23 protein-coding genes are annotated in these 22,704 nt (G+C 73.3%); 16 read left to right on the top strand and 7 right to left on the bottom strand.

Annotated elements, in window-relative coordinates; translation table 11 throughout:
* Positions 1 to 33 precede the first annotated feature (33 nt).
* On the top strand, positions 34 to 507 hold the full coding sequence (locus tag ACFV61_RS18910; protein WP_063348164.1) for an ATP-binding protein: 474 nt from the start codon (positions 34 to 36) through the stop codon (positions 505 to 507).
* 456 nt (positions 508 to 963) lie between these two features.
* On the opposite strand, the gene ACFV61_RS18905 is transcribed toward ACFV61_RS18910, so the two are convergent.
* Positions 964 to 1,935, bottom strand: coding sequence for a GlxA family transcriptional regulator (locus tag ACFV61_RS18905; protein ID WP_063348163.1), 972 nt, complete (start codon positions 1,933 to 1,935; stop codon positions 964 to 966).
* A 197-nt stretch (positions 1,936 to 2,132) separates the two neighbouring features.
* Here ACFV61_RS18905 and ACFV61_RS18900 point away from each other — a divergent pair, with 197 nt between their 5' ends.
* The 4 genes from ACFV61_RS18900 (at position 2,133) to ACFV61_RS18885 (ending at position 5,739) form a co-directional block, all read left to right on the top strand.
* Positions 2,133 to 3,464 (top strand): MFS transporter, encoded by a 1,332-nt coding sequence (locus ACFV61_RS18900; protein WP_380423190.1) that lies wholly within the window; start codon positions 2,133 to 2,135, stop codon positions 3,462 to 3,464.
* A gap of 45 nt (positions 3,465 to 3,509) precedes the next feature.
* Positions 3,510 to 4,037 (top strand): GNAT family N-acetyltransferase, encoded by a 528-nt coding sequence (locus tag ACFV61_RS18895; RefSeq protein WP_063348161.1) that lies wholly within the window; start codon positions 3,510 to 3,512, stop codon positions 4,035 to 4,037.
* A gap of 137 nt (positions 4,038 to 4,174) precedes the next feature.
* A complete protein-coding gene (locus tag ACFV61_RS18890) occupies positions 4,175 to 4,519 on the top strand; it encodes a DUF4229 domain-containing protein (protein ID WP_063348160.1) in 345 nt (114 codons plus the stop codon).
* A 29-nt stretch (positions 4,520 to 4,548) separates the two neighbouring features.
* Entirely contained in the window at positions 4,549 to 5,739 is a 1,191-nt protein-coding gene (locus ACFV61_RS18885) for a LacI family DNA-binding transcriptional regulator (protein ID WP_380492772.1), read from the top strand.
* A gap of 109 nt (positions 5,740 to 5,848) precedes the next feature.
* Here ACFV61_RS18885 and ACFV61_RS18880 read toward each other — a convergent pair whose 3' ends face one another.
* The gene (locus ACFV61_RS18880) at positions 5,849 to 7,066 is read right to left on the bottom strand and encodes an MFS transporter (protein ID WP_380492770.1); all 1,218 of its coding nucleotides are present in this window, start codon (positions 7,064 to 7,066) and stop codon (positions 5,849 to 5,851) included.
* A gap of 423 nt (positions 7,067 to 7,489) precedes the next feature.
* Here ACFV61_RS18880 and ACFV61_RS18875 point away from each other — a divergent pair, with 423 nt between their 5' ends.
* The gene (locus tag ACFV61_RS18875) at positions 7,490 to 8,836 is read left to right on the top strand and encodes a dicarboxylate/amino acid:cation symporter (protein ID WP_063348158.1); all 1,347 of its coding nucleotides are present in this window, start codon (positions 7,490 to 7,492) and stop codon (positions 8,834 to 8,836) included.
* Positions 8,837 to 9,104: 268 nt separating this feature from the next.
* Here the strand turns inward: ACFV61_RS18875 and ACFV61_RS18870 are convergent, their stop codons facing one another.
* Positions 9,105 to 9,308 carry a cold-shock protein gene (locus ACFV61_RS18870; protein ID WP_052580872.1) on the bottom strand — a complete coding sequence of 68 codons (204 nt, stop codon included), beginning with the start codon at positions 9,306 to 9,308 and terminating at the stop codon, positions 9,105 to 9,107.
* A 368-nt stretch (positions 9,309 to 9,676) separates the two neighbouring features.
* Between ACFV61_RS18870 and ACFV61_RS18865 the strand changes: the two genes are divergently transcribed.
* The 6 genes from ACFV61_RS18865 (at position 9,677) to ACFV61_RS18840 (ending at position 15,876) form a co-directional block, all read left to right on the top strand.
* Positions 9,677 to 10,579, top strand: coding sequence for a menaquinone biosynthetic enzyme MqnA/MqnD family protein (locus ACFV61_RS18865; RefSeq protein ID WP_063348157.1), 903 nt, complete (start codon positions 9,677 to 9,679; stop codon positions 10,577 to 10,579).
* A gap of 190 nt (positions 10,580 to 10,769) precedes the next feature.
* Positions 10,770 to 11,990 (top strand): cyclic dehypoxanthinyl futalosine synthase, encoded by a 1,221-nt coding sequence (gene mqnC, locus ACFV61_RS18860; protein WP_380492768.1) that lies wholly within the window; start codon positions 10,770 to 10,772, stop codon positions 11,988 to 11,990.
* 16 nt (positions 11,991 to 12,006) lie between these two features.
* Positions 12,007 to 12,723, top strand: a complete 717-nt coding sequence (locus tag ACFV61_RS18855; protein ID WP_380344903.1) for a hypothetical protein — start codon at positions 12,007 to 12,009, stop codon at positions 12,721 to 12,723.
* A 247-nt stretch (positions 12,724 to 12,970) separates the two neighbouring features.
* Positions 12,971 to 13,558 carry a hypothetical protein gene (locus ACFV61_RS18850; RefSeq protein ID WP_159398455.1) on the top strand — a complete coding sequence of 196 codons (588 nt, stop codon included), beginning with the start codon at positions 12,971 to 12,973 and terminating at the stop codon, positions 13,556 to 13,558.
* A gap of 198 nt (positions 13,559 to 13,756) precedes the next feature.
* A complete protein-coding gene (locus ACFV61_RS18845; protein WP_063348153.1) occupies positions 13,757 to 14,452 on the top strand; it encodes a demethylmenaquinone methyltransferase in 696 nt (231 codons plus the stop codon).
* A gap of 134 nt (positions 14,453 to 14,586) precedes the next feature.
* On the top strand, positions 14,587 to 15,876 hold the full coding sequence (locus tag ACFV61_RS18840) for a geranylgeranyl reductase family protein (RefSeq protein WP_063351195.1): 1,290 nt from the start codon (positions 14,587 to 14,589) through the stop codon (positions 15,874 to 15,876).
* 34 nt (positions 15,877 to 15,910) lie between these two features.
* Here ACFV61_RS18840 and ACFV61_RS18835 read toward each other — a convergent pair whose 3' ends face one another.
* From ACFV61_RS18835 to ACFV61_RS18825, 3 genes are all read right to left on the bottom strand, one after another.
* Entirely contained in the window at positions 15,911 to 16,273 is a 363-nt protein-coding gene (locus ACFV61_RS18835; RefSeq protein ID WP_063348152.1) for a MazG-like family protein, read from the bottom strand.
* Between the two features lie 144 nt (positions 16,274 to 16,417).
* Entirely contained in the window at positions 16,418 to 17,116 is a 699-nt protein-coding gene (locus tag ACFV61_RS18830; protein ID WP_363371732.1) for a peptidylprolyl isomerase, read from the bottom strand.
* A gap of 85 nt (positions 17,117 to 17,201) precedes the next feature.
* Positions 17,202 to 17,885, bottom strand: coding sequence for a TetR/AcrR family transcriptional regulator (locus ACFV61_RS18825; protein ID WP_380492766.1), 684 nt, complete (start codon positions 17,883 to 17,885; stop codon positions 17,202 to 17,204).
* A gap of 94 nt (positions 17,886 to 17,979) precedes the next feature.
* Between ACFV61_RS18825 and ACFV61_RS18820 the strand changes: the two genes are divergently transcribed.
* Positions 17,980 to 18,645 (top strand): CatB-related O-acetyltransferase, encoded by a 666-nt coding sequence (locus tag ACFV61_RS18820; protein WP_208869079.1) that lies wholly within the window; start codon positions 17,980 to 17,982, stop codon positions 18,643 to 18,645.
* Positions 18,646 to 18,875: 230 nt separating this feature from the next.
* On the top strand, positions 18,876 to 19,934 hold the full coding sequence (locus ACFV61_RS18815) for a DMT family transporter (protein WP_380492764.1): 1,059 nt from the start codon (positions 18,876 to 18,878) through the stop codon (positions 19,932 to 19,934).
* A 13-nt stretch (positions 19,935 to 19,947) separates the two neighbouring features.
* Here ACFV61_RS18815 and ACFV61_RS18810 read toward each other — a convergent pair whose 3' ends face one another.
* On the bottom strand, positions 19,948 to 20,502 hold the full coding sequence (locus tag ACFV61_RS18810; RefSeq protein WP_380492763.1) for a hypothetical protein: 555 nt from the start codon (positions 20,500 to 20,502) through the stop codon (positions 19,948 to 19,950).
* A 193-nt stretch (positions 20,503 to 20,695) separates the two neighbouring features.
* Between ACFV61_RS18810 and ACFV61_RS18805 the strand changes: the two genes are divergently transcribed.
* Positions 20,696 to 21,820 (top strand): sensor histidine kinase, encoded by a 1,125-nt coding sequence (locus tag ACFV61_RS18805; protein WP_380492761.1) that lies wholly within the window; start codon positions 20,696 to 20,698, stop codon positions 21,818 to 21,820.
* Positions 21,817 to 22,497 carry a response regulator gene (locus ACFV61_RS18800; RefSeq protein ID WP_380344892.1) on the top strand — a complete coding sequence of 227 codons (681 nt, stop codon included), beginning with the start codon at positions 21,817 to 21,819 and terminating at the stop codon, positions 22,495 to 22,497. The genes ACFV61_RS18805 and ACFV61_RS18800 overlap by 4 nt, the downstream gene beginning before the upstream one ends.
* The last annotated feature ends 207 nt before the right edge of the window (positions 22,498 to 22,704 follow it).

Below are 22,704 nucleotides of genomic sequence, written 5' to 3'. Positions count from 1 at the left end.
GATGGCCGAACTGCGAGTGCGGGTGGTGGAGCGGTGCAGGTTCTTCAGGTACAGCTGGCGGTGCAGGCGGACCCGGCCGAGGTCGGCCGGGCCCGTCGGTGGGTGCGCTCGCGGCTGCTGAACCATGGGGTGGACCCGGACGCGCCGGTCGCCGAGACGGTGGTGCTGGTGGTCTCCGAGTTGGTGACCAACGCCGTGGTGCACACCGGGTGTCCGGCGGTGCTGCGGCTCTGCCTGCCGGTGGAGGAGGACCAAGCGGGCGGTGAGCCGGCCGGTCCGCTGCGGGTGGAGGTCGCCGACGCCAGCCGGACGGCCCCCGCCCCACGGCACGCCGGGGCGGACGAGAACGCCACCAACGGGCGCGGCCTGGAGCTGGTCGAGCTGCTCTGCGAGCGCTGGGGCTGGTTCCCGGACGGCTCGGGCAAGCGGGTGTGGTGCGAGATCGGCGCGGACGCCCGGCCGGCGGACCCGCTGGCGGGCGTGGACTGGGCGGCGTTGGCGCAGTAGTGGCAGCGGCAGCGGCAGCCCGGGACCTGCTCGGTTCGCTGCCGTTCCCGCCGGTGATCGTCGGCGGAGATCACTGGTGGAGATCACCGGCCGAAAGTTGACGCAACCATTCCGAATTTCGGACTACCCATTGACGTGACGTATCCGACTGATCACGCTTGGGTGCGGCTCTCCGTCAGTGAGGGGACGCCGAGGGGACGCCCGAACGCCGCCGCGGTGCTGTTGTCCAGGGGGACCACGCCAGCAGGGGGGCCGTGGACCGCCGGTCGCGGGCGCTCCTTGGCGAGTGCGGAGGGTGCGGCGCGGGTTCAGGGCCCGCGCGTCGCGATTGGATGGTGGCCGGCCGCGCCGTGCTCGGGGTGCACGCGGCCGGCCACCGTCCGATCCGCCGTTGTCCGGCGGCGCTTTCCGGCCACTCGGCCGAGAGCCGTCCAGGGCACCTGAAGCCGCCCGGGGTCACCCGGGGACGGCGCGGAAGGTTCGCCGGTAGGCGCTCGGGGCGACGTCCAGCCGGCCGCGCAATTGCAGCCGGAGCGAGGCGGCGGTGCCGAAACCGGACTCCCGGGCGACCTGGTCGATCGTCAGGTCCGTGCGCTCCAGCAGCTGCCGGGCCCGCTCGGTGCGCTGCACGGTGAGCCACTGCCCGGGGCTGGCGCCGGTCTCCTCGCGGAAGCGCCGGGTGAAGGTCCGCAGGCTCATGCCCGCCCGGTCGGCGAGCCGGCTCAGCGCCAGCGGCTGGTCCAGGTGTTCCAGCGCCCAGGCGCGGACGGCGGCGGTGCCCTGGCCGGTGGAGTCCACCGGGCTCGGGGCCTCGACGTACTGCTTCTGGCCACCCTCGCGCCACGGCGGCACCAGGCAGTTGCGGGCCACCGCGTTGGCCACCGCGCTGCCGTGGTCGCGGCGGACCACGTGCAGGCACAGGTCCACCCCGGCGGCCACCCCGCCGGAGGTGAGGACGTCGCCGTCGTCGGTGTAGAGCACGTCCGGGTCCAGCCGCACCTTCGGGTACAGCTCGGCGAAGCGCCGGGTGTAGCGCCAGTGGGTGGTGGCCGGGCGGCCGTCCAGCAGCCCGGCGGCGGCCAGCAGGAAGGACCCGGTGCAGATCGACATCAGCCGGGTGCCGGGCCGGATCCGGCCCAGCGCGGCGGCCAGTTCGGGGGTGAAGGCGGCGTCGACGGTGGCCGTGCTCGCGTCGGCGGAGGCCGGGATCACCACCGTGTCGGCCCGCTCCAGCAGTTCGGGCCCGTGGTCGACGCTGATCCGGAAGTCCGCGCTGGTGGCGATCGGCCGGCCGTCCAGCGTGCAGGTGGCGACCTCGTAGAGCGGCCGCCCGGCCGGGTCCTTGGCGCCGCCGAAGATGCGGGCGGGGATGCCGAGTTCGAAGGCGATCACGCCGTCGAGGGCGAGTACCGCGACCAGGTGGGCCATGCCGTTCCCCTTCGGTGGTGCGGCCGCCCGGACCGGTTGGGTCGGTCGGGTCGGTCGGTCGGGTCGGTTGGTTCGGTTCGGTTCGGGCCAGTCCGGCCGGTTCGGGCCAGGGTATGCCGGGACCGTGGCCCGATTCTTGCGAAAGCTGTCATTCAGGCCACTCGTCGCGGCCGCGCCGCTTCGGGACACTCGTCCGCGTGACCGAACGCAACGCCCCCGCCCCCGCCCCCGCGCCCGCCCCCGAAGGACCCGTCCGCCCCGCCCGTCCGACCCGCTTCCGGGTGCACTACGCCTGGGTGGTGGCCGGTGTCTCGCTGCTGGTCCTGCTCGGCTCGGCCGGCTTCCGGTCCACGCCCAGCCTGATGATGGACGCCCTGCACAACGAGTTCGGCTGGTCGCTCGGGACGATATCCAGCGCCACCTCCGTCAACCTGACCCTCTACGGCCTCACCGCCCCCTTCGCCGCCGCCCTGATGGACCGTTTCGGCGTGCGCCTGGTGGTGGTCTGCGCGCTGCTGACCATCTCGGTCGGCTCCGGGCTCACCATGCTGATGCGCGAGCCCTGGCAACTGGTGCTCTGCTGGGGCGTGCTGGTGGGCCTGGGCAGCGGCTCGATGGCCGGCGCCTTCGCCACCACCATCACCGGCCGCTGGTTCCAGGCCCGCCAGGGCCTGGTCACCGGCGTGCTGACCGCCGCCGGGGCAGCGGGAAACCTGGTGTTCCTGCCGGTCGGCGCCTGGCTGGTCGAGCACCACGGCTGGCGCTCGGCGGTGATCGTGGTCTCGCTCGCGGCCAGCGCGGTCGCCGTCCCCGTCCTGCTGCTGATGCGCGAGCGGCCCGCCGACCTCGGCCTGCTCCCGTACGGGGCGACCGAGGAGCCGCCGGCGCCCGCCGCCGACGGCCGCGCCCTGACCCGCTCGCTGCGGGTGCTGCGGGACGCCGCCCGGAGCCGGGCGTTCTGGCTGCTGTCCGGCTCCTTCGCGATCTGCGGCGCCACCACCGCCGGCCTGGTCGGCACCCACTTCATCCCGGCCGCCCACGACCACGGCATGCCGGTGACCACCGCGGCCGGCCTGCTCGCCATGATCGGCGTCTTCGACGTGGTCGGCACCATCTTCAGCGGCTGGCTCACCGACCGGGTCGACTCCCGGATCCTGCTGGTCACCTACTACGGGCTGCGCGGGATCTCGCTGCTCCTGCTGCCGCAGCTGCTCGCCGGCTCGCTGCAACCGCCGATCCTGGCCTTCGTCATCTTCTACGGCCTGGACTGGGTGGCCACCGTGCCGCCGACCGTCGCGCTGTGCCGCCGGCACTTCGGCGGGGACGCCCCGATCGTCTTCGGCTGGGTGCTGGCCAGCCACCAGATCGGCGCGGCCGTCGTCGCCGGGCTGGCGGGCCTGGCCCGCGACGCGCTCGGGAACTACGACCTCACCTGGTACGGCGCCGGCGCCCTGTGCGTGGTCGCCGTCGGGCTCTGCCTGGCGCTGCGCACCAGCCGGCCGGACCGCCCCGTCCCGGCCCTCTCGTAGGGCGGGCCGGGGGCCTGTCGGACCGGAGGGCTAGGCTCCGCGACCATGGCGCTCACCTTCACCCTGGACCCGAAGCTCGACCCGGACCTGCGCACCGCCGTCGTCCGACTGTGGGCCGACGTCACCAACGCCGGCGGCGCGGTCGGCTTCGTGGCGCCGGTGACGGAGGACGAGGTCTGGGACACCGCCGACCACCAGTTCGCCGGGGTCGAGCCGGACGGCCCGGACCGGCTGCTGGTCGCCCACGAGAGTGACACCGGCCGGCTGGTCGGTGTCCTCTTCTTCGAGTCGATGCGCTTCGACCTGATGGAGCACTGGCGGATGCTCAAGCGGGTCATGGTGCACCCCGACTGCCAGGGCCGCGGCTACGGTGCCCGGCTGCTCGCCGAGGCCGAGCGGATAGCCCGGGAGTGGGGCCTGGAGAGCCTGCGGCTGACCGCGCGCGGCGGCCAGGGCCTGGAGCGCTTCTACACCCGCTGCGGCTACCGGGAGGTCGGCCGGGTGCCGGCCGCGATCCGGGTCGCCCCCGGGGACGACCGCGACGACATCACCCTCTGGCTCGACCTGCGCTGAGCGGCGGGTCCGGTCGGGCGGCGGCGGGCGGGGGACGGGCGCCCCCTTCCCCTCGCCGCCCGTCAGGCATGCTTCACTGGGAGACCGGCCCCCGCCCAGACCAGTGAAAAGCCAGACCAGTGAAAAGGATGTGTCCCGTGAGCAGCACCGGCCAGGAGAAGTCGCACGCCACGCTCCGCTACACCTCCCTGCGGGTCAGCATCTTCCTCGGCTGCCTGCTGGTCGCCCTGCTGCTCGGGCACTTCAAGATCATCCCGGTCAGCGGCCAGGCCGGCGTGATCTTCCTGTTCCTGCTGGCCGCGATCGCGTCCGCGCCGCTCAGCTACGTGCTGCTGAGCCGTCAGCGCGACGACATGTCCGCCCAGATCACCACCAAGGTCTCCGGCCTGCGCAGCCGCACCGCCGAGCGGATCGCCGCGCAGAACGCCGAGGAGGACGCCGTCGACGAGGCGGCCCGGACGGCCGCCGTCCGGCAGAGCTGACCCCGGCCGGACCCGCGACCGCAGCCGCCGTGCCCGACTCCGCCGCCTCGGACGCCTCCGCTTCCGACCCCGACCCCGCTTCCGCTTCTGCGGCTTCCGAGCCCGGACCGGCCGACCCGCCGTCCGGGCCGTCCGCGTTGCGCGGGTCGTCCGTCGAGGCGGCGCCCGTCGAGGCGGAGGCCGGGACCTGGCCGGCCCCGGTGCGCCGGCCCACCGGCCGGGACGTGGCCAGGCTCGCCGGGGTCTCCCAAGCCACCGTCTCACTGGTCTTCTCCGGCGCCGAGGCCGGCCGCAGGGTCTCCGACGCCACCCGGGAGCGGGTCCGGGAGGCCGCCCGCAGCCTCGGCTACCGCCCGCAGGCGGCCGGCCGGCAGCTGCGGCTCGGCCGTAGCGGGATGATCCTGCTGGCGGTGCCGAACATCCTCGGCCCGTTCTTCGGCCGGGTGCTGGAGGGCGTCCACGAGGAGGCCGGCCGGCACGGCCTGGCGGTCGTGGTCAGTTCCGGCTGGGGGAGCGCCACCCTCGCCGAGGCCGCCACCACCAGTCGTTTCGACGGCCTGCTGATCTGCTCCCCGGACGACAGCCAGCTCGGCGAGCTGCCCGCCGACACCCCCGCCGTCTTCCTCGACGCCGACCCGGGCACCGACCGGGCCCGGCCGACCGTCGAACTCGACGTGGCGGGCGGGATGCGCGCCGCCGTCGAGCACCTGGCCGGGCTCGGCCACCGCCGGATCGGGCGGCTGCGCTCCACCCACTCCGCGTACACGTTCCGGGTGCGGCAGGCCGCGTTCGAGCAGGTCGCCGCCGAACTCGACCTGGAAGTCGTGGAGTTGGGTGTGAGCCTGAACGAGGGCCAGCCGGCCGCGCGGAGCGTGGCGCACCGCCTGCTGGAGCGCCCGGACCGCCCGCGCGCGGTGATCTGCGACGACGACGTGGTCGCCTCCGGGGTGTACCAGGCCGCCGCCGAGCTGGGGCTGAGGGTGCCGGCCGACCTGTCGGTGGTCGGCATGGACAACGTCGCGGTGGCCGCGCTGCTGGCCCCGCCGCTGACCACCGTCGACCTGCCCGGCGAGGAGCTGGGCCGGGTCGGCGCGGCGGCGCTGGCGGGCCTGCTGCGCGGCGAGCGGGCGGCGCCCGTCCCGCCGCTGGCCACCTCGCTGGTGCTGCGCTCCTCCACCGCGTCGGCGGTCGGCGGGCCGGGGCGGGGCGCGAGGCAGTAGGTGGCGCGAAGCAGTAGGTAGTAGGAGAAGCAGTAGGTAGTAGTAGGGGAGAACGAAAGACCGCGCCCGCCGGCCAGACCCCGGTGGGCGCGGTCGTCTGTGGGGGGCCTCAGCCCACCGGCACCGGCTGCACCGGCTGCACCGGCTGCACCGACGGCGCCGGGTGGAACCAGCGGCGGGCGCCGAACAGCAGCAGGGCGCCGAGCGCGATCCCGCCCGCCGCGCACAGCGCCACCGGCCGCAGCGAGTCCTCGGCCAGGTTGCCGGACACCGCGTAGCCGAGCGAGTTGCCCGTCGCGAACAGCGTCACCAGCCAGGCGAACGCCTCGGTCACCGTTCCGGTCGGCGCCAGCTCGGCGACCAGCACGAACGCCGCCGCCAGCAGCGGCGCCAGCCCGATCCCGGAGAGGAAGGCCAGTGCGGCCATCGGGTACGGCCCGGGCAGCAGCACCAGCGGCAGGTAGGACGCGGCCATCGCGAGCGCCATGACCCAGGTGCGGGTGGCCGTGCTGCTGCGCCACTTCACCGCGCCGTAGGCGAGCGCGCCGAGCAGGCCGCCGAGCGCCGCCAGCGCCAGCAGGGTGCCCGCGCCGCCGGGCAGGGCGTCGGCGTGGTGCTCGGCGTAGGCGATGAACAGCACGTTCTGCGCGCCGACGGCCCAGCCGGCCCCGGCCAGTCCGACCAGCAGCAGCACCAGGCCGGGGGAGCGCAGCGGGCCGAGCAGCCCGGCGGAGTGTGCGCGGGCCGGGGCGCGCCAGGCCTGGGCCGGGGCGGTGGTGGCCACGATCAGCGCGCCGGCCAGCCCCAGTCCGGCGGCCATCCAGAGCGCGGCGACCGGGCTGAACAGGCCGGCGATCCCGGCGACGGCCAGCGGGCCGGCCACGTAGAGGATCTGCTGGGAGGCGGAGTCGAAGGCGTAGGCGGTGTCGAGCTGCTCCTCCTCCACCACGTCCGGCCAGAGCGAGCGCAGGCAGGGTTCGAGCGGGGGCATGGCGAGCCCGGCGATCGCGGCGCCGAGCGGGGCGGCGATCCCGGAGCCGGGGGCGAGGGCGAGCAGCGCGTACCCGCCGCCGGCGAGCACGGCGGAGGCGAGCAGGACGCGGGGCTGCCCGGTGCGGTCCACGATCCGCCCGAGCACCGGCCCGCCGACGGCGGCGGAGATCGCGTAGGCGGCGGTGGCCAGTCCGATCCGCCCGTACGGCGCGCCGGCCTCGCGCAGGGCGAGGGCGATCACCAGCGCGGTCATGCCGGCGGGCAGGCGGCCGAGCAGGGTGCCGAGGAGCAGGCGGCTGACGTGGGGGGCGCGGAGCAGGGCGAGGTAGCCCATCGGCGTCTTCTCCGGTCTGGGCAGGCGAGGGCGGGGACGCCGTCAAAGTTATACGTATAACCGCTCAGCGGTCAATCGGGTCGGTGAGGACGATCTGATGGTGCGTCAGCTTCGTTCGTGTCCGGATCTCACCCCAACCTCAAACAACTACTTTGAACATCTCAAACCTTTGCTGCTAATGTGTCGGCCATGACCACCTCAGACGCATCGCGGAAGAACGGCCAGGGCTCGCTGCCCGGCGCCGCCCGCCCGTGCGCTCTGACCGGTGCTGTGGACAGCCCGCGCCGTTGTCGCGCCACGAGCTGTATCCCGGCGGCACGCCCCTGACCGGGGGCCGGGACCTCCCCACCCGGCCCGCGCGCCGTGCCGCCTCCTCCGCCACACCCCACCGTCAGCAACGCCCTCCCCCGGAGCCGCACCGTCATGTCCACAGCGCCCGAGGCGACCCCGTCGCCGTCTGTGCTCGCGAGAATCCGCAAGACCCCGTTCTGGGTCCAGATCGTCGGCGGCCTGCTGCTCGGCGTCGGCTTGGGCTACCTGGCCCGCGCCGCCGACATCTCCTGGCTGGCCACCACCCTGGAGACCATCGGCAAGATCTTCGTCCAGCTGCTCAAGCTGGCCGTCCCGCCGCTGGTGTTCACCGCGATCGTGGTGAGCGTCGCCAACCTGCGCAACGTCACCAACGCGGCCCGCCTGGCCACCCGCACGCTGCTCTGGTTCATGATCACCTCGCTGATCGCGGTGGCCGTCGGCCTGGGCCTGGGCCTGCTGACCAACCCCGGCCAGGGCACCAACCTCAAGACCGACGGCCTCAAGGCGCTCGACTCCAAGGGCTCCTGGATCGACTTCCTGACCGGGATCTTCCCGACCAACATCGTCGACGCCTTCGCCAAGGTGAACGTCCTGCAGATCGTCTTCATGGCGGTCGTGGTCGGCGCGGCGATCATCAAGCTCGGCAGCAAGGCCGAGCCGGTCCTCAAGCTCAGCGAGTCCGTCCTGGAGCTGACCCAGACCGCCCTGTGGTGGGTCATCCGGCTCTCCCCGCTCGGCACCCTCGGCCTGATCGGCAAGTCCGTCGCCAAGTACGGCTGGGACCTGCTCAAGCCCTTCGCCACGCTGACCCTCGACATCTACGTCGGCTGCGCGCTGGTGCTGTTCGTCGTCTACTCGCTGCTGCTCAAGTTCGCCGCCGGCCTGAACCCGGTCAACTTCTTCAAGGGCGCCTGGCCCGCGATCCAGCTGGCCTTCGTCTCGCGCTCCTCGGTCGGCACCCTGCCGGTCACCCGCCGCGTCACCGAGCGCCTCGGCGTCCCCAGCGAGTACGCGTCCTTCTCCGTGCCGTTCGGCGCCACCACCAAGATGGACGGCTGCGCCTCGATCTACCCGGCGATCGCCGCGATCTTCGTCGCCCAGGTCTACAACATCGACCTCGGCATCCGGGACTACCTGCTGATCGCCTTCGTCTCGGTCGTCGGCTCGGCCGCCACCGCGGGCCTCACCGGTGCGATCATCATGCTGACGCTCACCCTCTCCACCCTGGGCCTGCCCCTGGAGGGCGTCGGCCTGCTGCTCGCCATCGACCCGATCCTCGACATGATGCGCACCGCGACCAACGTCGCGGGCCAGGTGCTGGTGCCGGTCCTGGTGGCCTCGCGGGAGAAGATCCTCGACGTCGCCGCCTACAACCGCCCCTCCGGCGACCTGTACGAGGACGCGCCGTCGGCCGTCGTCCCGGCGCAGGCGGACAAGGCGGCCCCGGTGGCCGCCTGATCCCCGCCGGCTCGGCGACAAGGGCCCGCTCCCGCACCGTTCCCCGGTGCGGCAGCGGGCCCTTGTGCGTGCCACTGGGGGCGCGGGGGCGCGGGTGCTGGCGGCGTGCTCGTGTGCTGCTCTCCGGGGCGGCGGCCAGGGGAAAAGGCAGGGGGCCCGCCGGTTGGGCGGGCCCCCTTGGGTGTTGCTCTTGTGCTCATGGTGACGGCTGTCGGGAGCCGCCGACGGACCCGCTGGGGTCCCGAGCGATCAGAACATCAGAAGATGGTCAGATGGGGGTGACGTTCTCCGCCTGCGGGCCCTTCGGGCCCTGGGTGACGTCAAAGTTCACCGCCTGGTTCTCCTCCAGCGAGCGGAAGCCGCTCGCGTTGATGGCGGAGTAGTGGACGAAGACGTCGGGGCCGCCGCCCTCCTGGGCGATGAAGCCGAAGCCCTTCTCAGCGTTGAACCACTTGACGGTTCCCGTGGCCATGCCGTTCTCCTTGCGAGGGACGTGTCGGGGCCACACCGTGTGGCACCCGGTCCGCTGCGCTGATCGCCCTGCCTCCGGACGAGTCCGAAGTTTTTCGATATTGCTGAAAAACTACAAAAAGCCCGCGGTTACATGCTCCGCAGGCTTCAAGTACTGCAAGGGGAATCAAACTGCAACTGAGGGCAACGCTAGCATGCGGTCGCTGTGACGACCAGGGGTGAACTGCGGCCCCCACGACGCGTGTCGTAGGCCCTCGCAGGCGCGTCCCGCAGGCCTCGCGAGCGCGTGTCGGGTGCCCGGTGCAGGCCTTTGTGAACAGCAGGCATACGCTGCGGGAAAGCGCACGAACAGTACAAGGGAGCGGCGCAGTGGCAGCACCGGACGGACAATCGCGGGAGCCCCAGGAACACACCCCGGTCAGGCCTCGCGTCGGCCACATCCAGTTCCTGAACTGCGTACCCCTCTACTGGGGCCTCGCCAGGACCGGCAACCTGCTGGACCTCGACCTCACCAAGGACACCCCGGAGAAGCTGAGCGACCAGCTCGTCGACGGCTCGCTGGACATCGGTCCGATCACCTGCGTGGAGTACCTGCGCAACGCCGACGACCTGCTGGTCCTGCCCGACATCGCGGTCGGCAGCGACGGCCCGGTGATGTCCTGCCTCATCGTCAGCAAGGTGCCGCTCGCCGACCTGGACGGCCGCCGCGTCGCCCTCGGCTCCACCAGCCGCACCTCCGTCCGGCTCGCCCGGCTGCTGCTGGAGGAACGCGAGGGCGTCCGCCCCGACTACTTCAGCTGCCCGCCCGACCTCAGCTCGATGCTCGCCGAGGCCGACGCCGCCGTCCTGATCGGCGACCCGGCGTTGCGCGCCTACCTCGGCCAGGCCGCCGACCTCGGACTGACCGTCCACGACCTCGGCGAGATGTGGAAGGAGTGGACCGGCCTGCCGTTCGTCTTCGCCGTCTGGGCCGTGCGCCGCGAGTTCGCCGAGCGCCGTCCGGAACTGACCGCGGCCGTGCACCGGGCCTTCCTGGAGTCCCGCGACCTCTCACTGGTCGAGGCCGCCAAGGTCGCCGAACAGGCCGCCCGCTGGGAGGCCTTCGGCGCGGACGTGCTGGAGCGGTACTTCAGCGAGGCCCTCGACTTCTCGCTCGGCGAGCGGCAGCTGGCCGGCGTCGCCGAGTTCGCCCGCCGGGTCGCGCACGACAGCGGCTTCGCGTCGGACGTCGCGGTGCGGCTGCTGGAGCCGGCGGCGCTGCCGGTCGGCTGAGTGCGGCGGGGCGCTCCGGTGCTCCGGTGCGCCGGCTCAGGTGCTCAGGTGCTCCGGGGCCGACGGGCAGCGGGCTGACGCGGACGCTCGAAAGGCCTGGCGTAGGCTGGTTCGGCCGTACCCGGACGCCCGTCGTCCGGGGGGCGGCAGCGCCGAGAACTGCAGTATCCGAGAGAGAGAAGGCGGCCAGGTGACCGAGCTCGCAGCGACCACCCTCGATGCGCCCAGCACCGATTTGCAGGCCGTGCTCGACCGGGCCGTCGGCGGTGGCCGGATCACCCCGGAGGAGGCGCTGGAGCTGTACCGCTCGGCGCCGCTGCACGCGCTCGGCTCCGCCGCCGACGCGGTGCGCCGCCGCCGCTACGCCGGTACCGAGCACATCGCGACGTACATCATCGAGCGCAACATCAACTACACCAACGTCTGCGTGACGGCGTGCAAGTTCTGCGCCTTCTACGTGCCGCCGAAGAGCGACAAGGGCTGGTCCCGCGAGCTCGACGAGATCCTGCGCCGCTGCGCCGAGACCGTCGAACTGGGCGGCACCCAGATCATGTTCCAGGGCGGCCACCACCCGGACTACGGCGTGGAGTACTACGAGCGCGCGTTCTCGGCCATCAAGGCCGACTTCCCGCAGCTGGTGATCCACTCCCTGGGCGCCTCCGAGGTCGACCACATGGCCCGGATCTCGGGCGTCTCGATCGAGGAGGCCATCACCCGGATCCACCGGGCCGGCCTGGACTCCTTCGCCGGCGCCGGCGCCGAGCTGCTGCCCGCGCGGCCGCGCAAGGCGATCGCCCCGCTCAAGGAGTCCGGCGAGCGCTGGCTGGAGATCATGGAGGCCGCGCACGGCCTCGGCGTGGAGTCCACCTCCACCATGCTGATGGGCACCGGCGAGACCAACGCCGAGCGGATCGAGCACCTGCGGATGATCCGCGACGTGCAGGACCGCACCGGCGGCTTCCGGGCCTTCATCCCCTACACCTACCAGCCGCAGAACAACCACCTGAAGGGCTCGACGCAGGCCACCGTCTTCGAGTACCTGCGGATGATCGCGATCGCCCGCCTGTTCCTCGACAACATCGCCCACATCCAGGGCTCCTGGCTCACCACCGGCAAGGAGGCCGGCCAGCTGTCGCTGCACTACGGTGCGGACGACCTCGGCTCGGTCATGCTGGAGGAGAACGTCGTCTCGGCGGCCGGTGCCAAGCACCGCTCCAACCTCACCGAGCTGATCCACCTCATCCGGGCCGCCGACCGCGTCCCGGCGCAGCGCGCGACCACGTACGAGCACCTGCGGGTGCTGGACGACCCGGCCAACGACCCGGTGGACCCGCGGGTCGCCTCGCACATCGCCTCCACGGCGATCGAGGGCGGCACCGCGCACCCCGAGCTGAAGATCCTGGACAACTGAGGCCCGGGGCACCGCCGTGCTGACCCTGCACCGGGCGGCCCTGGTGCTGCCCGACCCGGCCGACCCCACCGCCCCGTCCCTCCCGGACGGGGCGGTGCTGGTGCGCGGCGACCGCGTCGAGGCCGTCGGACCGTACCGGGAACTGGCCGCCGCGCACCCGGGGGCGCGACTGCGGGACTGGGGCGCCGCGGTGCTCACGCCGGGGCTGCGCAACCCGTACGGGCACCGGCTGCTGGAACACGCCTACCACCCGGACCCGCGCGAGGAGATCGGCGTCGAGCCGGTCGCGGACGGGCTGACGGGCTCCGCCGACGAGGGGCGCTGCGGCGCGAGCGCCCGGCGCGGGCTGCAACGGATGCTCGGGTTCGGGGTGACGGCGGTGGCCGGGCCGTTCGAGCGGGCCGCGGTGCGTACGGCCGTGGCGCGCTCCGGGCTGGTCGCGCTGCCGGGCGGCCCTGGCACGGGGGGTGGCCCTGAGGCGGGGAGTGGCCCGGGCGCGGGGGGTGGCCCTGGTGCGGTGGGCGCGGGGGACTGCCTGCTGGGCCTGGGAGACGGCCCGCTGGACCCGCTGTCGGTGCTGCCGCTCGCGGCGGCCGTGCACGGCCGGGTGGCGGCGGGCGGCCGGGCCGACTTCGCGGTGTTCCCGGCCGTTGGGGAGGGCTTCGCCCAGCCATCGCCGGGCGGTTGCCTGGCCGCCGTGCTGGGCGGGCGGTTGGTGTACCGGCGGCGCTGAACGAGGCCGGGAACCGGGCGGCGTACTCGCCGGTAGTCGGACTTCCTTGCGGCGTACGGCACTTCCTTCGTGTGCCGCCGAACTCCACTGTCCACCCTGTGGGGTGATTCCCCCTTCGCCGTGACCTGAGGGCCCGCCAGCGGATACGATCCCGGACAGCTCACTCCGTACCCTCACCACCTACCGCCCGTGCCCGCGGGTGGCGGGGCCGTGTCCCAGGCCCCGAAGGCAAGCCAGGACAGGAACCATGCGATCCGCGACCGTCCCCCCGCCGCGATCCCCGCGGATGGGCCGTGGTTGGTACCTCGCCGCCGTGCTCAGCGCCGTGCTGGCCGTCGGCATGTGCCTGCTCGGCTGGCGCCAGGCCGACCAGGCCGACCGGATCGGCGCCCACCCCGTGAGAGTCGAAGGCGTCGTCACCCAGCTCCCCACCGGCGGCGGCTCCTACAGTGCCGTCAGCTACCGGGCGTCCGGCCAGTCGCACACCGCGGCCGCGCTGCCGCTCGCCGACGGCGCCAGGATCGGCGACCCGATCTGCCTGGAGCACGCCGCCGACGACCCGGGCGCGGTGCGGATCTGCGGCGACACCTACCCGCAGCCGGTCGGCGTCGGCCTGGCCCGGTTCAGCGTGCCGGTCGCGGTCGGGATGTTCGTGATCTGCGTGCTGCGCATCCGGCGGCACCGGCGGGCGCTCGCGGTCCGGGCCGGGCAGGGCCGGCTGGCCACCACCGTCGCACTGGCGACCGGGGCGCTGGCCGACGGGATGCCCGCGATAACCCACGGCAAGCGCTCCCGGCGCCGGCGGCGCGCGGGCGGGCGGCGCGCGCAGCACTGACGGGGCGCGTAGCGCCGGTGGGCCGGGTGGGGCGCTGGTGGGCTGGGCGGGGGAGCTGGGCGGCGGGGGCGCGCGGCGACGTCCGTGCGGCGGGTGCCGGGTGGACGGGTCTGTGCGGCGGGGCCGTGCGGCGGGTGCGGACGCCCCGCGGCGTGCCCCGTTGGTCGGGCTGTCGGCGCCAGGGTGAACAATGGGGGCGTGACCCGAGCCTCTCTGGACAAGCAGCCGCACGAAGTCGCCGCCATGTTCGACGACGTCGCGGCCAAGTACGACCGCACCAACGACGTGCTGTCCCTCGGCCAGGCCCGCGCCTGGCGCCGGGCGGTGGCCGAGGCGGTGGCCGCCGGACCGGGGGACCTCGTGCTCGACCTCGGAGCCGGCACCGGCACCTCCTCGCTGCCCTTCGCCGAGGCCGGCGCGCAGGTCGTCCCGTGCGACTTCTCCGTCGGCATGCTCGTCGAGGGCAAGCGCCGCCACCCCGAGCTGCCGCTCACCGCCGGCGACGCCACCCGGCTGCCGTTCGCGGACGGCACCTTCGACTCGGTGACGATCTCCTTCGCGCTGCGCAACGTCCAGGACACCGACGCGGCGCTGCGCGAGATGCAGCGCGTCACCAAGCCCGGCGGCAAGCTGGTGATCTGCGAGTTCTCCACCCCGACCTGGACGCCGTTCCGGACGGTCTACACCGAGTACCTGATGCGCGCCCTGCCGCCGGTCGCCACCGCCGTCAGCAGCAACCCGGACGCGTACGTGTACCTCGCCGAGTCCATCCGGTCCTGGCCCGACCAGCCCGAGCTGGCGGCCCGGCTGCAGGAGAGCGGCTGGTCCAAGGTTGCCTGGCGCAACCTCACCGGCGGCATCGTCGCGCTGCACCGGGCGTACAAGCTCGGGTAGCCGCTGCACCGGCGGGATGGGGGCGTGGTCGTTTCCGGCGGCGGGGACGGAACTAGACTGCCGGAGACAAAAGCCGCCGTCCCCACAGCCGCAGCTCCAGGAGAGTGTCCACCGTGTCCGAGACCGCAGCCGATCTGACGAAGCCGGACAGCCCGGTCGAGAGCACGGCCGACGTCATCGTGGTCGGCGCGGGTCCGGCCGGGTCCACCACCGCGTACTACCTCGCCCAGGCCGGGCTGGACGTGCTGCTGCTGGAGAAGACCGCGTTCCCGCGCGAGAAGGTCTGCGGCGACGGCCTCACCCCCCGCGCCACCAAGCAGCTGGTGGACATGGGCATCGACGTCTCCACCGAGAACGGCTGGCTGCACAACAAGGGCCTGCGCATCATCGGCGGCGGCGTCCGGCTGGAGCTGGACTGGCCCGAGCTGTCCGCCTTCCCCGACTACGGCCTGGTCCGCAAGCGCGCCGACTTCGACGAGCTGCTGGTCCGTCAGGCCGAGAAGGCCGGCGCCCGGCTCTACGAGCGCTGCAACGTCAGCGGGCCCGTCCTGGACGAGCGCACCGGCCGGATCGTCGGCGTCACCGCCAAGCTCGGCGACGAGAAGCGGCCGGTCACCTTCCGTGCCCCGCTGGTGGTCGCCGCCGACGGCAACTCCACCCGGCTCTCGCTCGCCATGGGCCTGCACCGCCGCGAGGACCGCCCGATGGGCGTCGCCTACCGGACGTACTTCACCTCGCCGCGCCACGACGACGACTACCTGGAGTCCTGGCTGGAGCTGTGGGACACCCGCGGCGGCCAGCGCAAGCAGCTGCCCGGGTACGGCTGGGTCTTCGGCATGGGCGACGGCACCTCCAACGTCGGCCTCGGCATCCTCAACTCCTCGCCCGCGTTCGGCGAACTCGACTGGCGCGAGGTGCTCAAGGCCTGGTGCGCCGGCATGCCGGAGGAATGGGGCTACACCCCCGAGAACATGACCGACCCGATCCGCGGCGCCGCGCTGCCGATGGCCTTCAACCGGCAGCCGCACTACACCCGCGGCCTGCTGCTCGTCGGCGACGCGGGCGGCATGGTCAACCCGTTCAACGGCGAGGGCATCGCCTACGCGATGGAATCCGGCCAGATCGCCGCCGGCGTCATCGTCCAGGCCCACGCCCGGGTCACCGAGACCGGGCGCGAGCGCGCTCTGCAGGGCTACCCGCGCGTCCTCAAGGACGTCTACGGCGGCTACTACACGATGGGCCGCGCCTTCGTGAAGCTCATCGGCAACCCCAAGGTGATGCAGATCGCCACCCAGCGCGGCCTCACCCACCCGATGCTGATGCGCTTCACCCTCAAGATGCTCGCCAACCTCACCGACCCGCAGGGCGGCGACGCGATGGACCGCATCATCAACGGCCTCGCGAAGGTCGCGCCCAACGCGTAGCGGCCTGGGCCTTCCCCTGGTCCTTTCCAGGACCTCAAGGCGTCTCCTCCGCCGCCTTCCGCTCCCCGTCCGCCGGGCGGCGGGAGGCGGCGGAGCGCTGTTCGACGTAGGCGAGGCGGTCGGCGAAGACCCGGGCCGCGTCGGGGGTGAGCGTCCGGAGGGCGACGAGGGCGGTGAAGACGACGTCGCAGAGCTCGTGCTGGACGTCCTCCCAGCTGTGGGTGACGCCCTTGCGCGGGTTCTGGCCGGTGGCGCCGATCACCGCGGCGCCGACCTCGCCGACCTCCTCGGAGAGCTTGAGGATCCGCAGCAGGCGCTCCTCCCGGGGCGACTGCGTGCCCTGCTCGTCGAGCCACGCGACGAGGTGGTCCACGCTCTCCCAGATCCGGCTGTCCATGCGCGCTGCTCCCGTGCGGTGTCGTTGGTGCTGTCACCGTACGGGAGGCGCTGCCGACGCACGGGAACGGCGTGGGGGCTGGCGGTGAGGCACGGGCGGTGAGGGGTGGACGGTGAGGGGCTGGCGGTGAGGGCGGGCTCCCGGTCAGCGGGTGCTGATCTTCACGTGGCGGATGTTCACGGGGAGGGTGGGGAAGCCGTCGCCGGGGTTGTTCTGGTCGTCCTCGCCGCCCGCGGCGATCTTCTGCAGGACGTCCAGGCCCGCCGTGATCCGGCCGAACGGGGTGTAGGCGGGGGAGAGCTTGGTGTCCTTCCAGACGAAGAAGAACTGGCTGCCGTTGGTGTTCGGACCGGCGTTGGCCATCGCCACGGTGCCGGCCGGGTAGGTGGCGCCGGTCAGGTTCTCGTCCGGGAAGGAGTAGCCGGGCCCGCCGCTGCCCGTTCCGGTCGGGTCGCCGCACTGCAGGACGTAGAGCCGCTGGGTGGTGAGGCGGTGGCAGTGGCTGCGGTCGAAGTAGTCGTGCTCGGCGAGGAAACGGAACGAGAAGGTGGTGCAGGGCGCCTTGTCGGTCAACGCCTGGAAGGTGATCGCGCCCTGGCTGGTGCGCAGGGTGGCGCGGTAGGGCTGGGCGGCCTTCTTGGCGTCGAAGACCGGGATGCCCTTGAAGTTGTCGGCCGGCACCGCGGGCGTGTAGGTGCAGGCGGGCGCGGGCGGCGTGGTGTCCGCGACGGCGGTGCCGGTGCTCGCCGTGAGCGGGAGGACGGTGGCGACGGCGAGCAGAGCCCAGGGTGCGCGCTTCACGTGACGGGCCTTCCGAAGGGTGGTGGACGGCGGGGTTGGCATGGCGCCATCATCCACGCCGGGGCGGCGATCCGGTAGGGGGCGGTAGGGAGCGGTGGGGTTCAGGCCCCGTCGGGCGGGTGGAGGGTCAGGAGGACTCCGGGGGAACGGGGTTGACCCGGGGGACGGGGGTGAACAGTCCGGCGCGGGCGGCCAGTGCGGCGGCGTCGGCGGCCCGCTCGGCGGTGCGGGCGTCCAGCGGCTCGCCGGTGACGAACAGCCGGTAGTAGAGCGGGGCGGTGGCGGCCCGGACCACCTCGGCACCGTCGGTTCCGGTGGGCAACTCGCCTCGGGCGACGGCTCGTTCGGCGACCTCGGCGGCCTGGCGGTGACGGGAGGCGAAGAAGGCGCGCAGGGCGGTCGCGCCGGTGTCGGAGCGCTGGGCGGCGAAGATCAGCGCGGTGGGGGTGGCCCCCAGGTCGGGATCGGTGAAGACGGTGAACACCTCCCGGGTGATCAGTCGCAGGTCCTCGCGGAGGTCGCCGGTGTCGGGCAGCGGCCAGGGCTGGTCGGCCGAGGCGGTCAGGGCGTCCGCGACCAGGCCGTCCACTCCGCCCCACCGCCGGTACAGCGTCGCCTTGTGGACGCCGGAGCGGCTCGCGACCGCCTCGATGGTGAGGTCGTCGTACCCCTTCTCGGTGACCTCGGCGAGCGTGGCGGCGACCACCCCCTCCCGGACCCGGGCGCTGCGGCCGCCGGGGCGCGGGGTCGGGGTGCGGGGCTCTGGGTGGGTCGTTTCGAGGTGAGTCGGCTCCGGGGCGTTCTCGTTCAAAGTCGACTCCAGTCGCGTTAAGGCTTGCTGCGGTGTGGCGGTCGTGCCATGCTCATCGTAATGCGACTTTGGTCGCGTTACGAGAGGAGCCTGCGTGACCGCCACCGCCATTCCCGACCCCACTGCCCTGCACCCGCTCGCCGGCCACGACCGGGTCGTCCTGCTGCGCCCGCTCGTCACCGACCCGCGGATCGAGGTCGGTGAGTACACCTACTTCGATGACCCCGAGGGGGCCACCCGCTTCGAGGAGCGCAACGTCCTCTACGCCTACGGACCCGAGCGGCTGGTGATCGGCAAGTACTGCGCGATCGCCACCGGGGCCCGCTTCCTGATGGCCGGCGCCGCCCACCCGACCATCGGCGTGTCCACCTTCCCGTTCACGATGTTCGGCGGTGAGTGGACCGAGCGGACCCTCGACCTCGTGACCGGCCTGCCCAGCCGGGGCGACACCGTGATCGGCAACGACGTCTGGTTCGGCTTCGGTGCCACCGTCCTGCCCGGCGTCCGGATCGGTGACGGCGCGATCATCGCGGCCGGTGCGATGGTCACCGCCGACGTCGAGCCGTACACCATCGTCGGCGGCAACCCGGCCCGGCCGATCCGGCGCCGCTTCGAGGGCGCCGACGTCGAGCGCCTGCTCCGTGCGGCCTGGTGGGACTGGCCGGTCGAGCTCGTCACCGAGCACGTCCGCGCCATCATGTCCGGGACCCCGGCCGACATCGAGGAGATCGCCGCGGCGAACGGCCTGCTCGCCCGCTGACCTGCCGGGCCTGGGAAAGGCGTTGGCCCCGGGGACGCTGGATCCCTCCGGAGATCCAGCGAGTTACGGCAGGGCGTTGATCACGGGTGGGCCGGTGCGGGAGGATGGCGTCCCCCTGCTCCATGCTCCGCCCCGTCGATAGCTGTGCCCTTCGCCCAGCTCCAGGGTCCGTCCGACGCCGTACGGTACTCGCGCCCCGCCGGTTCCGTTCGCTCGGAGGGATCTGACTCATGCGTGCCTCCCTGTCCATGTCTTCGTCCTCATCGGCCCTTCGCGACCTGCCGGTTCTCTTGGTGGCAGCGGTGTGGGGGTCGAGCTTCCTCGCCGTCCAGCGGGTGGCGGAGCCCGGGACGGCCGTGGCGATGCTGGTCCTGCGGTTCGGGCTGGTGCTGCCGCTGCTCGGGATGGTCGCCTGGCCGGCGCTACGGAGGCTGAGCCGCGCCGAGTGGCTGGGCGGCGGTGCACTGGGGTTGGTGCTCAGCGGGATCTTCCTGCTGGAGACGTACGGCGCCGTGCACACCTCCGCCACCAATGCCGGGCTGATCATCAGCCTCGCGATGGTGCTCACCCCGCTCGGCGAGAGCGTCCTCAGCCGGACGGCACCGCCCCGCGCCTTCCTCGCGGCCGCCGCGCTGGCCGTGCTCGGCGTCGCCCTGCTCACCGGGGACGGCGGGCTGCGCCCGCCTTCGCTCGGCGACCTGCTGGTGCTGGGAGCTGCCCTGGTTCGCTCGGCCTTCGTCCTGGCGACGGCCCGCGTCCGCGCCGTCCGCGAAACCGACATGCTGGCCCTGACCTGGGTCCAACTCGCCGTCGCGACCGCCGTGTTCGCGGCCGTCGCGCCAGCCGTAGGGCCGTCGCCGTGGGCCGTCGCCCGCTCGTACGGGCCCGGCCAGTGGGCCTGGTTGCTGCACCTGTCCCTGTTGTGCACGCTGTTCGCCTTCTTCGTTCAGATGTGGGCTGTCCGCGCCACCTCGCCGTCCCGGGTGAGTCTGCTGCTCGGCACCGAACCGCTGTGGGCCGCCGTCTTCGGCATCACCATCGCCGGGAACCGGATGGGGCCGCTCGCCCTGGTCGGCGGAGCCCTGGTCGTAGTCGCCACCGAGTGGGGCCGCCGCACCGCTCCCGCCCCCGTCCCCGCTCCCGCCCCCGTCCGGCGCGGGGAGACCGAAGCCGCTGAGTCCGAGCTCGTCGAGTCCGAGGCCGCTGGATCTGTTGTTGCCGAGTCCGAGTCCGAGTCCGAGTCCGCGACCGGGGTCGGGGAGCGGGGCCCGGAGCCGGCCCCGGTGTGATCCGCTGTGGTGGTCACCGGCGACTCAGCGTCCGACGGGCGTAGTCGATGGTGACCGCGCCGAGCAGCGGACCCCATGCCACCAGCGGCAGGTAGGCGAGGGTCATCACCAGGCCGGCGGCACCGTGCGGGGAGTCCGGCTCCGCCATGTTCCGGCCCCAGCCGCCGACCGCCGCGGTTATCCCGAGCACGGTCAGAAACGCCGAGCCCAGCGCGCCCGGAACGATCGCGGCGAGCGGGTGCACCGCCCGGCCGCCGATCAGCGGGATCCAGCGCGGCGCCAGCTGGCCCCAGGGCCGGACCAGCCCGACGGTCAGGAAGGCCAGCGCTTCGGCCAGGGCGCTCAGCACCACGACGTAGACCGTGCCCCAGCCCGGCTGGTGCTCGGCGTACCGTGCGGCGGTGGCACCCGTGAAGCCGACCGGGATGCCGAAGCCGAACGCGATCCGCCACAGCCCCGAGGGAACGGTGGTCAGCACGGTGGCCTTGGCGGCGAGCTCGGCCCAGCGTGGTGCGGGCGGGACGGCCGGACGGGTGGTGGTCCGGGCGTTGATCGCGAGCTTCGACATGGTGGTGAACTCCCTTCGCGGCCGGCCCTCCGGCCGCTTCGATGGCTCAAGCCTGGCCGTTCCACGCGGCGAGCGGCAGCTGCCGATCGGGCTGTTCTCCCTGCTCAACAGGCCTCTGAAATATGCCGATCGGCACAGGCGGGCAATCTGCGCCGCGTCGTAACGTGGCGGCAGTCGAAGGGAGGAGATGGCGATGAATCAGATGCTGGCGGTGATCGTCCCGGCCGTGCTTCCGCTGGTCCGGGCGGCGCACAGGCGCCACGGCATGGCGGTCGTGACGGCGACGGCCGGGGCGATGTCGGCCGCGGTCACGGTTGCCGTCTGGCTCACCGGCCGCTGGACGGAGTCGGACCGGTGGCCCGGGCTGGTCGGCCTGGTCGAACTGGCCGCCCTCCTGCTGTCCGTGGTCCTCGCCCTGCGCGTCGAGGACGGCCTCCGGTGCGCGCTGGCGACGTGGACGGCTTGCGGCGCGGTCGCGCTCTGGCCGTCCCGGTTCGAGGCGATCGGCGGGCCCGGAGACGTGCTCACCCTCTTCGGATTCGGGTCGATGCTGGCCCTGCCGGCCGTCCTGACCGGGCTCTACCTGCGCGGCCTGGACGAGGGGCGGTGTCGGGCGGTGGCCGAGGCCAGACGTTCCCAGCGGCTCGAACTGGCCCACGACCTGCACGATTTCGTGGCGCACGACGTGAGCGGCATGGTCGCCCAGGCTCAGGCCGGGGTGTACCTGGCCGCGGCTGACCCAGCCCGGGCGGTCGAGATGTTCGAGCGGATAGAACAGGCCGGGCAGCGAGCCCTGGCCTCGCTGGACCGGACGGTTCAGTTGCTGCGCACGGAGGAGGGGAGTGGGCGCGGACCGCAACAGGGGCTGGCCGAACTGGCGGAGGTGGCAGAGCGGTTCACCGCCTTGGGCGGCGCCGAGGTCCGGCTGGAGCTGCCGGACGGGCCGGTCCCCCGGGAGGTGGAGGGCACGGTCCACCGGATCGTGGTCGAGGCGCTGACCAATGTCCGGCGGCACGCTGCGGGCGCCCGGACGGTCGAGGTCCGTGCCCGTCGCGCGGGCGGGTGGCTGGAGTTGACCGTGACGAACGACGGACTCGCACCCGGCGCGGGTGGGCGCCCGCGCGGTGGCGGCGGCAGCGGACTGCCGGGGCTGGCGGCCCGAGTGGAGGCGCTCGGCGGCACGTTCGCGGCAGGCACGGAGGAGCGGGAGGTCTGGCGGGTGGCGGCGAGACTGCCGCTGGAGAGGCAGGAACGACAGGAGAGTCAGGAGAAACCAGTGATTCCGGTGAGGACCAGTTCAGGGGAGAGGTGGAAATGATCGGCAGCACAGGGCCGATCCGGATCCTGGTCGCGGACGACCAGGCCGATGTCCGCACCGCGTTCCGGATGATCCTGGACGTTCAGCCGGACATGTCGGTGGTGGCGGAGGTGGCGGACGGCGCCGCGGCGGTGGAGGAGGCCCGACGGCTTCGACCGGACGTCGTGCTCGCGGACATTCGAATGCCGAGGCTCGACGGCTTGGAGGTCACGAGGCAGCTGGCCGGCGAGTGCAAGGTGATCGTGGTGACCACCTTCGACCTGGACGAGTACGTGCATACGGCCCTGCGGCATGGGGCGGCCGGCTTCCTGTTGAAGCGATCGGGGCCAGTGCTGCTGATCGAGGCGGTGCGGGCGGCGATGGCCGGGGACGCGTTGATCAGTCCACAGGTCACCGTCCGGTTGCTGCGGCACATGACGGCGCCCGGGAGCGACCGTACGGCCGGAGCGGGGCCTTCGGCGGCGGCGCCGCTGATAGCCGGCCCGATCGAGGAACTGACCGCGAGAGAAAGGGAGATCGCCGAACAGGTGGCAGACGGCGCGACGAACGCCGAGATCGGAGCGGGGCTGTTCATCTCGCCGGGGACGGTCAAGAACCACCTCGCCAACGTCCAGCGCAAGCTCGGTGCCCGTAACCGGGTGGGCATCGCGGCCTGGGTCTGGGAGCAGGGCCGGTAGCCGGTAACCGGCCCCGGTGAACGGTGGGGCGAGCCCGGACGCGGGCGCGAGGGCAGAGGGCAGCGGCCCCGAGGAAGGGCCCCCAGGAAAGGGCCCCAGGGAAGGCGGCGCGGGAAGGGCAGCGCACGGAGGTCGGGGCGCCGCGCGCTGGGCCGGGCATGGCCCAGCGCAGGAGAGGGTCGGGCGGGCGGCGGGCGGCGGGCGGCG

The organism is Kitasatospora sp. NPDC059817 (assembly GCF_042731835.1).
Classification (GTDB): domain Bacteria; phylum Actinomycetota; class Actinomycetes; order Streptomycetales; family Streptomycetaceae; genus Kitasatospora.
The sequence above is the reverse complement of the archived record's forward strand: the minus strand, read 5'-3'. Positions and strand labels throughout refer to the sequence as shown.

What these genes read in the sequence shown, in the direction of transcription:
- ACFV61_RS18905 (WP_063348163.1), bottom strand. Translation starts at nt 1,935, where the DNA reads ATGGCCCACCTGGTCGCGGTACTCGCCCTCGACGGCGTGATCGCCTTC.
- ACFV61_RS18895 (WP_063348161.1), top strand. Translation starts at nt 3,510, where the DNA reads ATGGCGCTCACCTTCACCCTGGACCCGAAGCTCGACCCGGACCTGCGC.
- ACFV61_RS18880 (WP_380492770.1), bottom strand. Translation starts at nt 7,066, where the DNA reads ATGGGCTACCTCGCCCTGCTCCGCGCCCCCCACGTCAGCCGCCTGCTC.
- ACFV61_RS18875 (WP_063348158.1), top strand. Translation starts at nt 7,490, where the DNA reads ATGTCCACAGCGCCCGAGGCGACCCCGTCGCCGTCTGTGCTCGCGAGA.
- ACFV61_RS18870 (WP_052580872.1), bottom strand. Translation starts at nt 9,308, where the DNA reads ATGGCCACGGGAACCGTCAAGTGGTTCAACGCTGAGAAGGGCTTCGGC.
- ACFV61_RS18850 (WP_159398455.1), top strand. Translation starts at nt 12,971, where the DNA reads ATGCGATCCGCGACCGTCCCCCCGCCGCGATCCCCGCGGATGGGCCGT.
- ACFV61_RS18835 (WP_063348152.1), bottom strand. Translation starts at nt 16,273, where the DNA reads ATGGACAGCCGGATCTGGGAGAGCGTGGACCACCTCGTCGCGTGGCTC.
- ACFV61_RS18830 (WP_363371732.1), bottom strand. Translation starts at nt 17,116, where the DNA reads ATGCCAACCCCGCCGTCCACCACCCTTCGGAAGGCCCGTCACGTGAAG.
- ACFV61_RS18815 (WP_380492764.1), top strand. Translation starts at nt 18,876, where the DNA reads ATGCGTGCCTCCCTGTCCATGTCTTCGTCCTCATCGGCCCTTCGCGAC.
- ACFV61_RS18810 (WP_380492763.1), bottom strand. Translation starts at nt 20,502, where the DNA reads ATGTCGAAGCTCGCGATCAACGCCCGGACCACCACCCGTCCGGCCGTC.
- ACFV61_RS18805 (WP_380492761.1), top strand. Translation starts at nt 20,696, where the DNA reads ATGAATCAGATGCTGGCGGTGATCGTCCCGGCCGTGCTTCCGCTGGTC.
- ACFV61_RS18800 (WP_380344892.1), top strand. Translation starts at nt 21,817, where the DNA reads ATGATCGGCAGCACAGGGCCGATCCGGATCCTGGTCGCGGACGACCAG.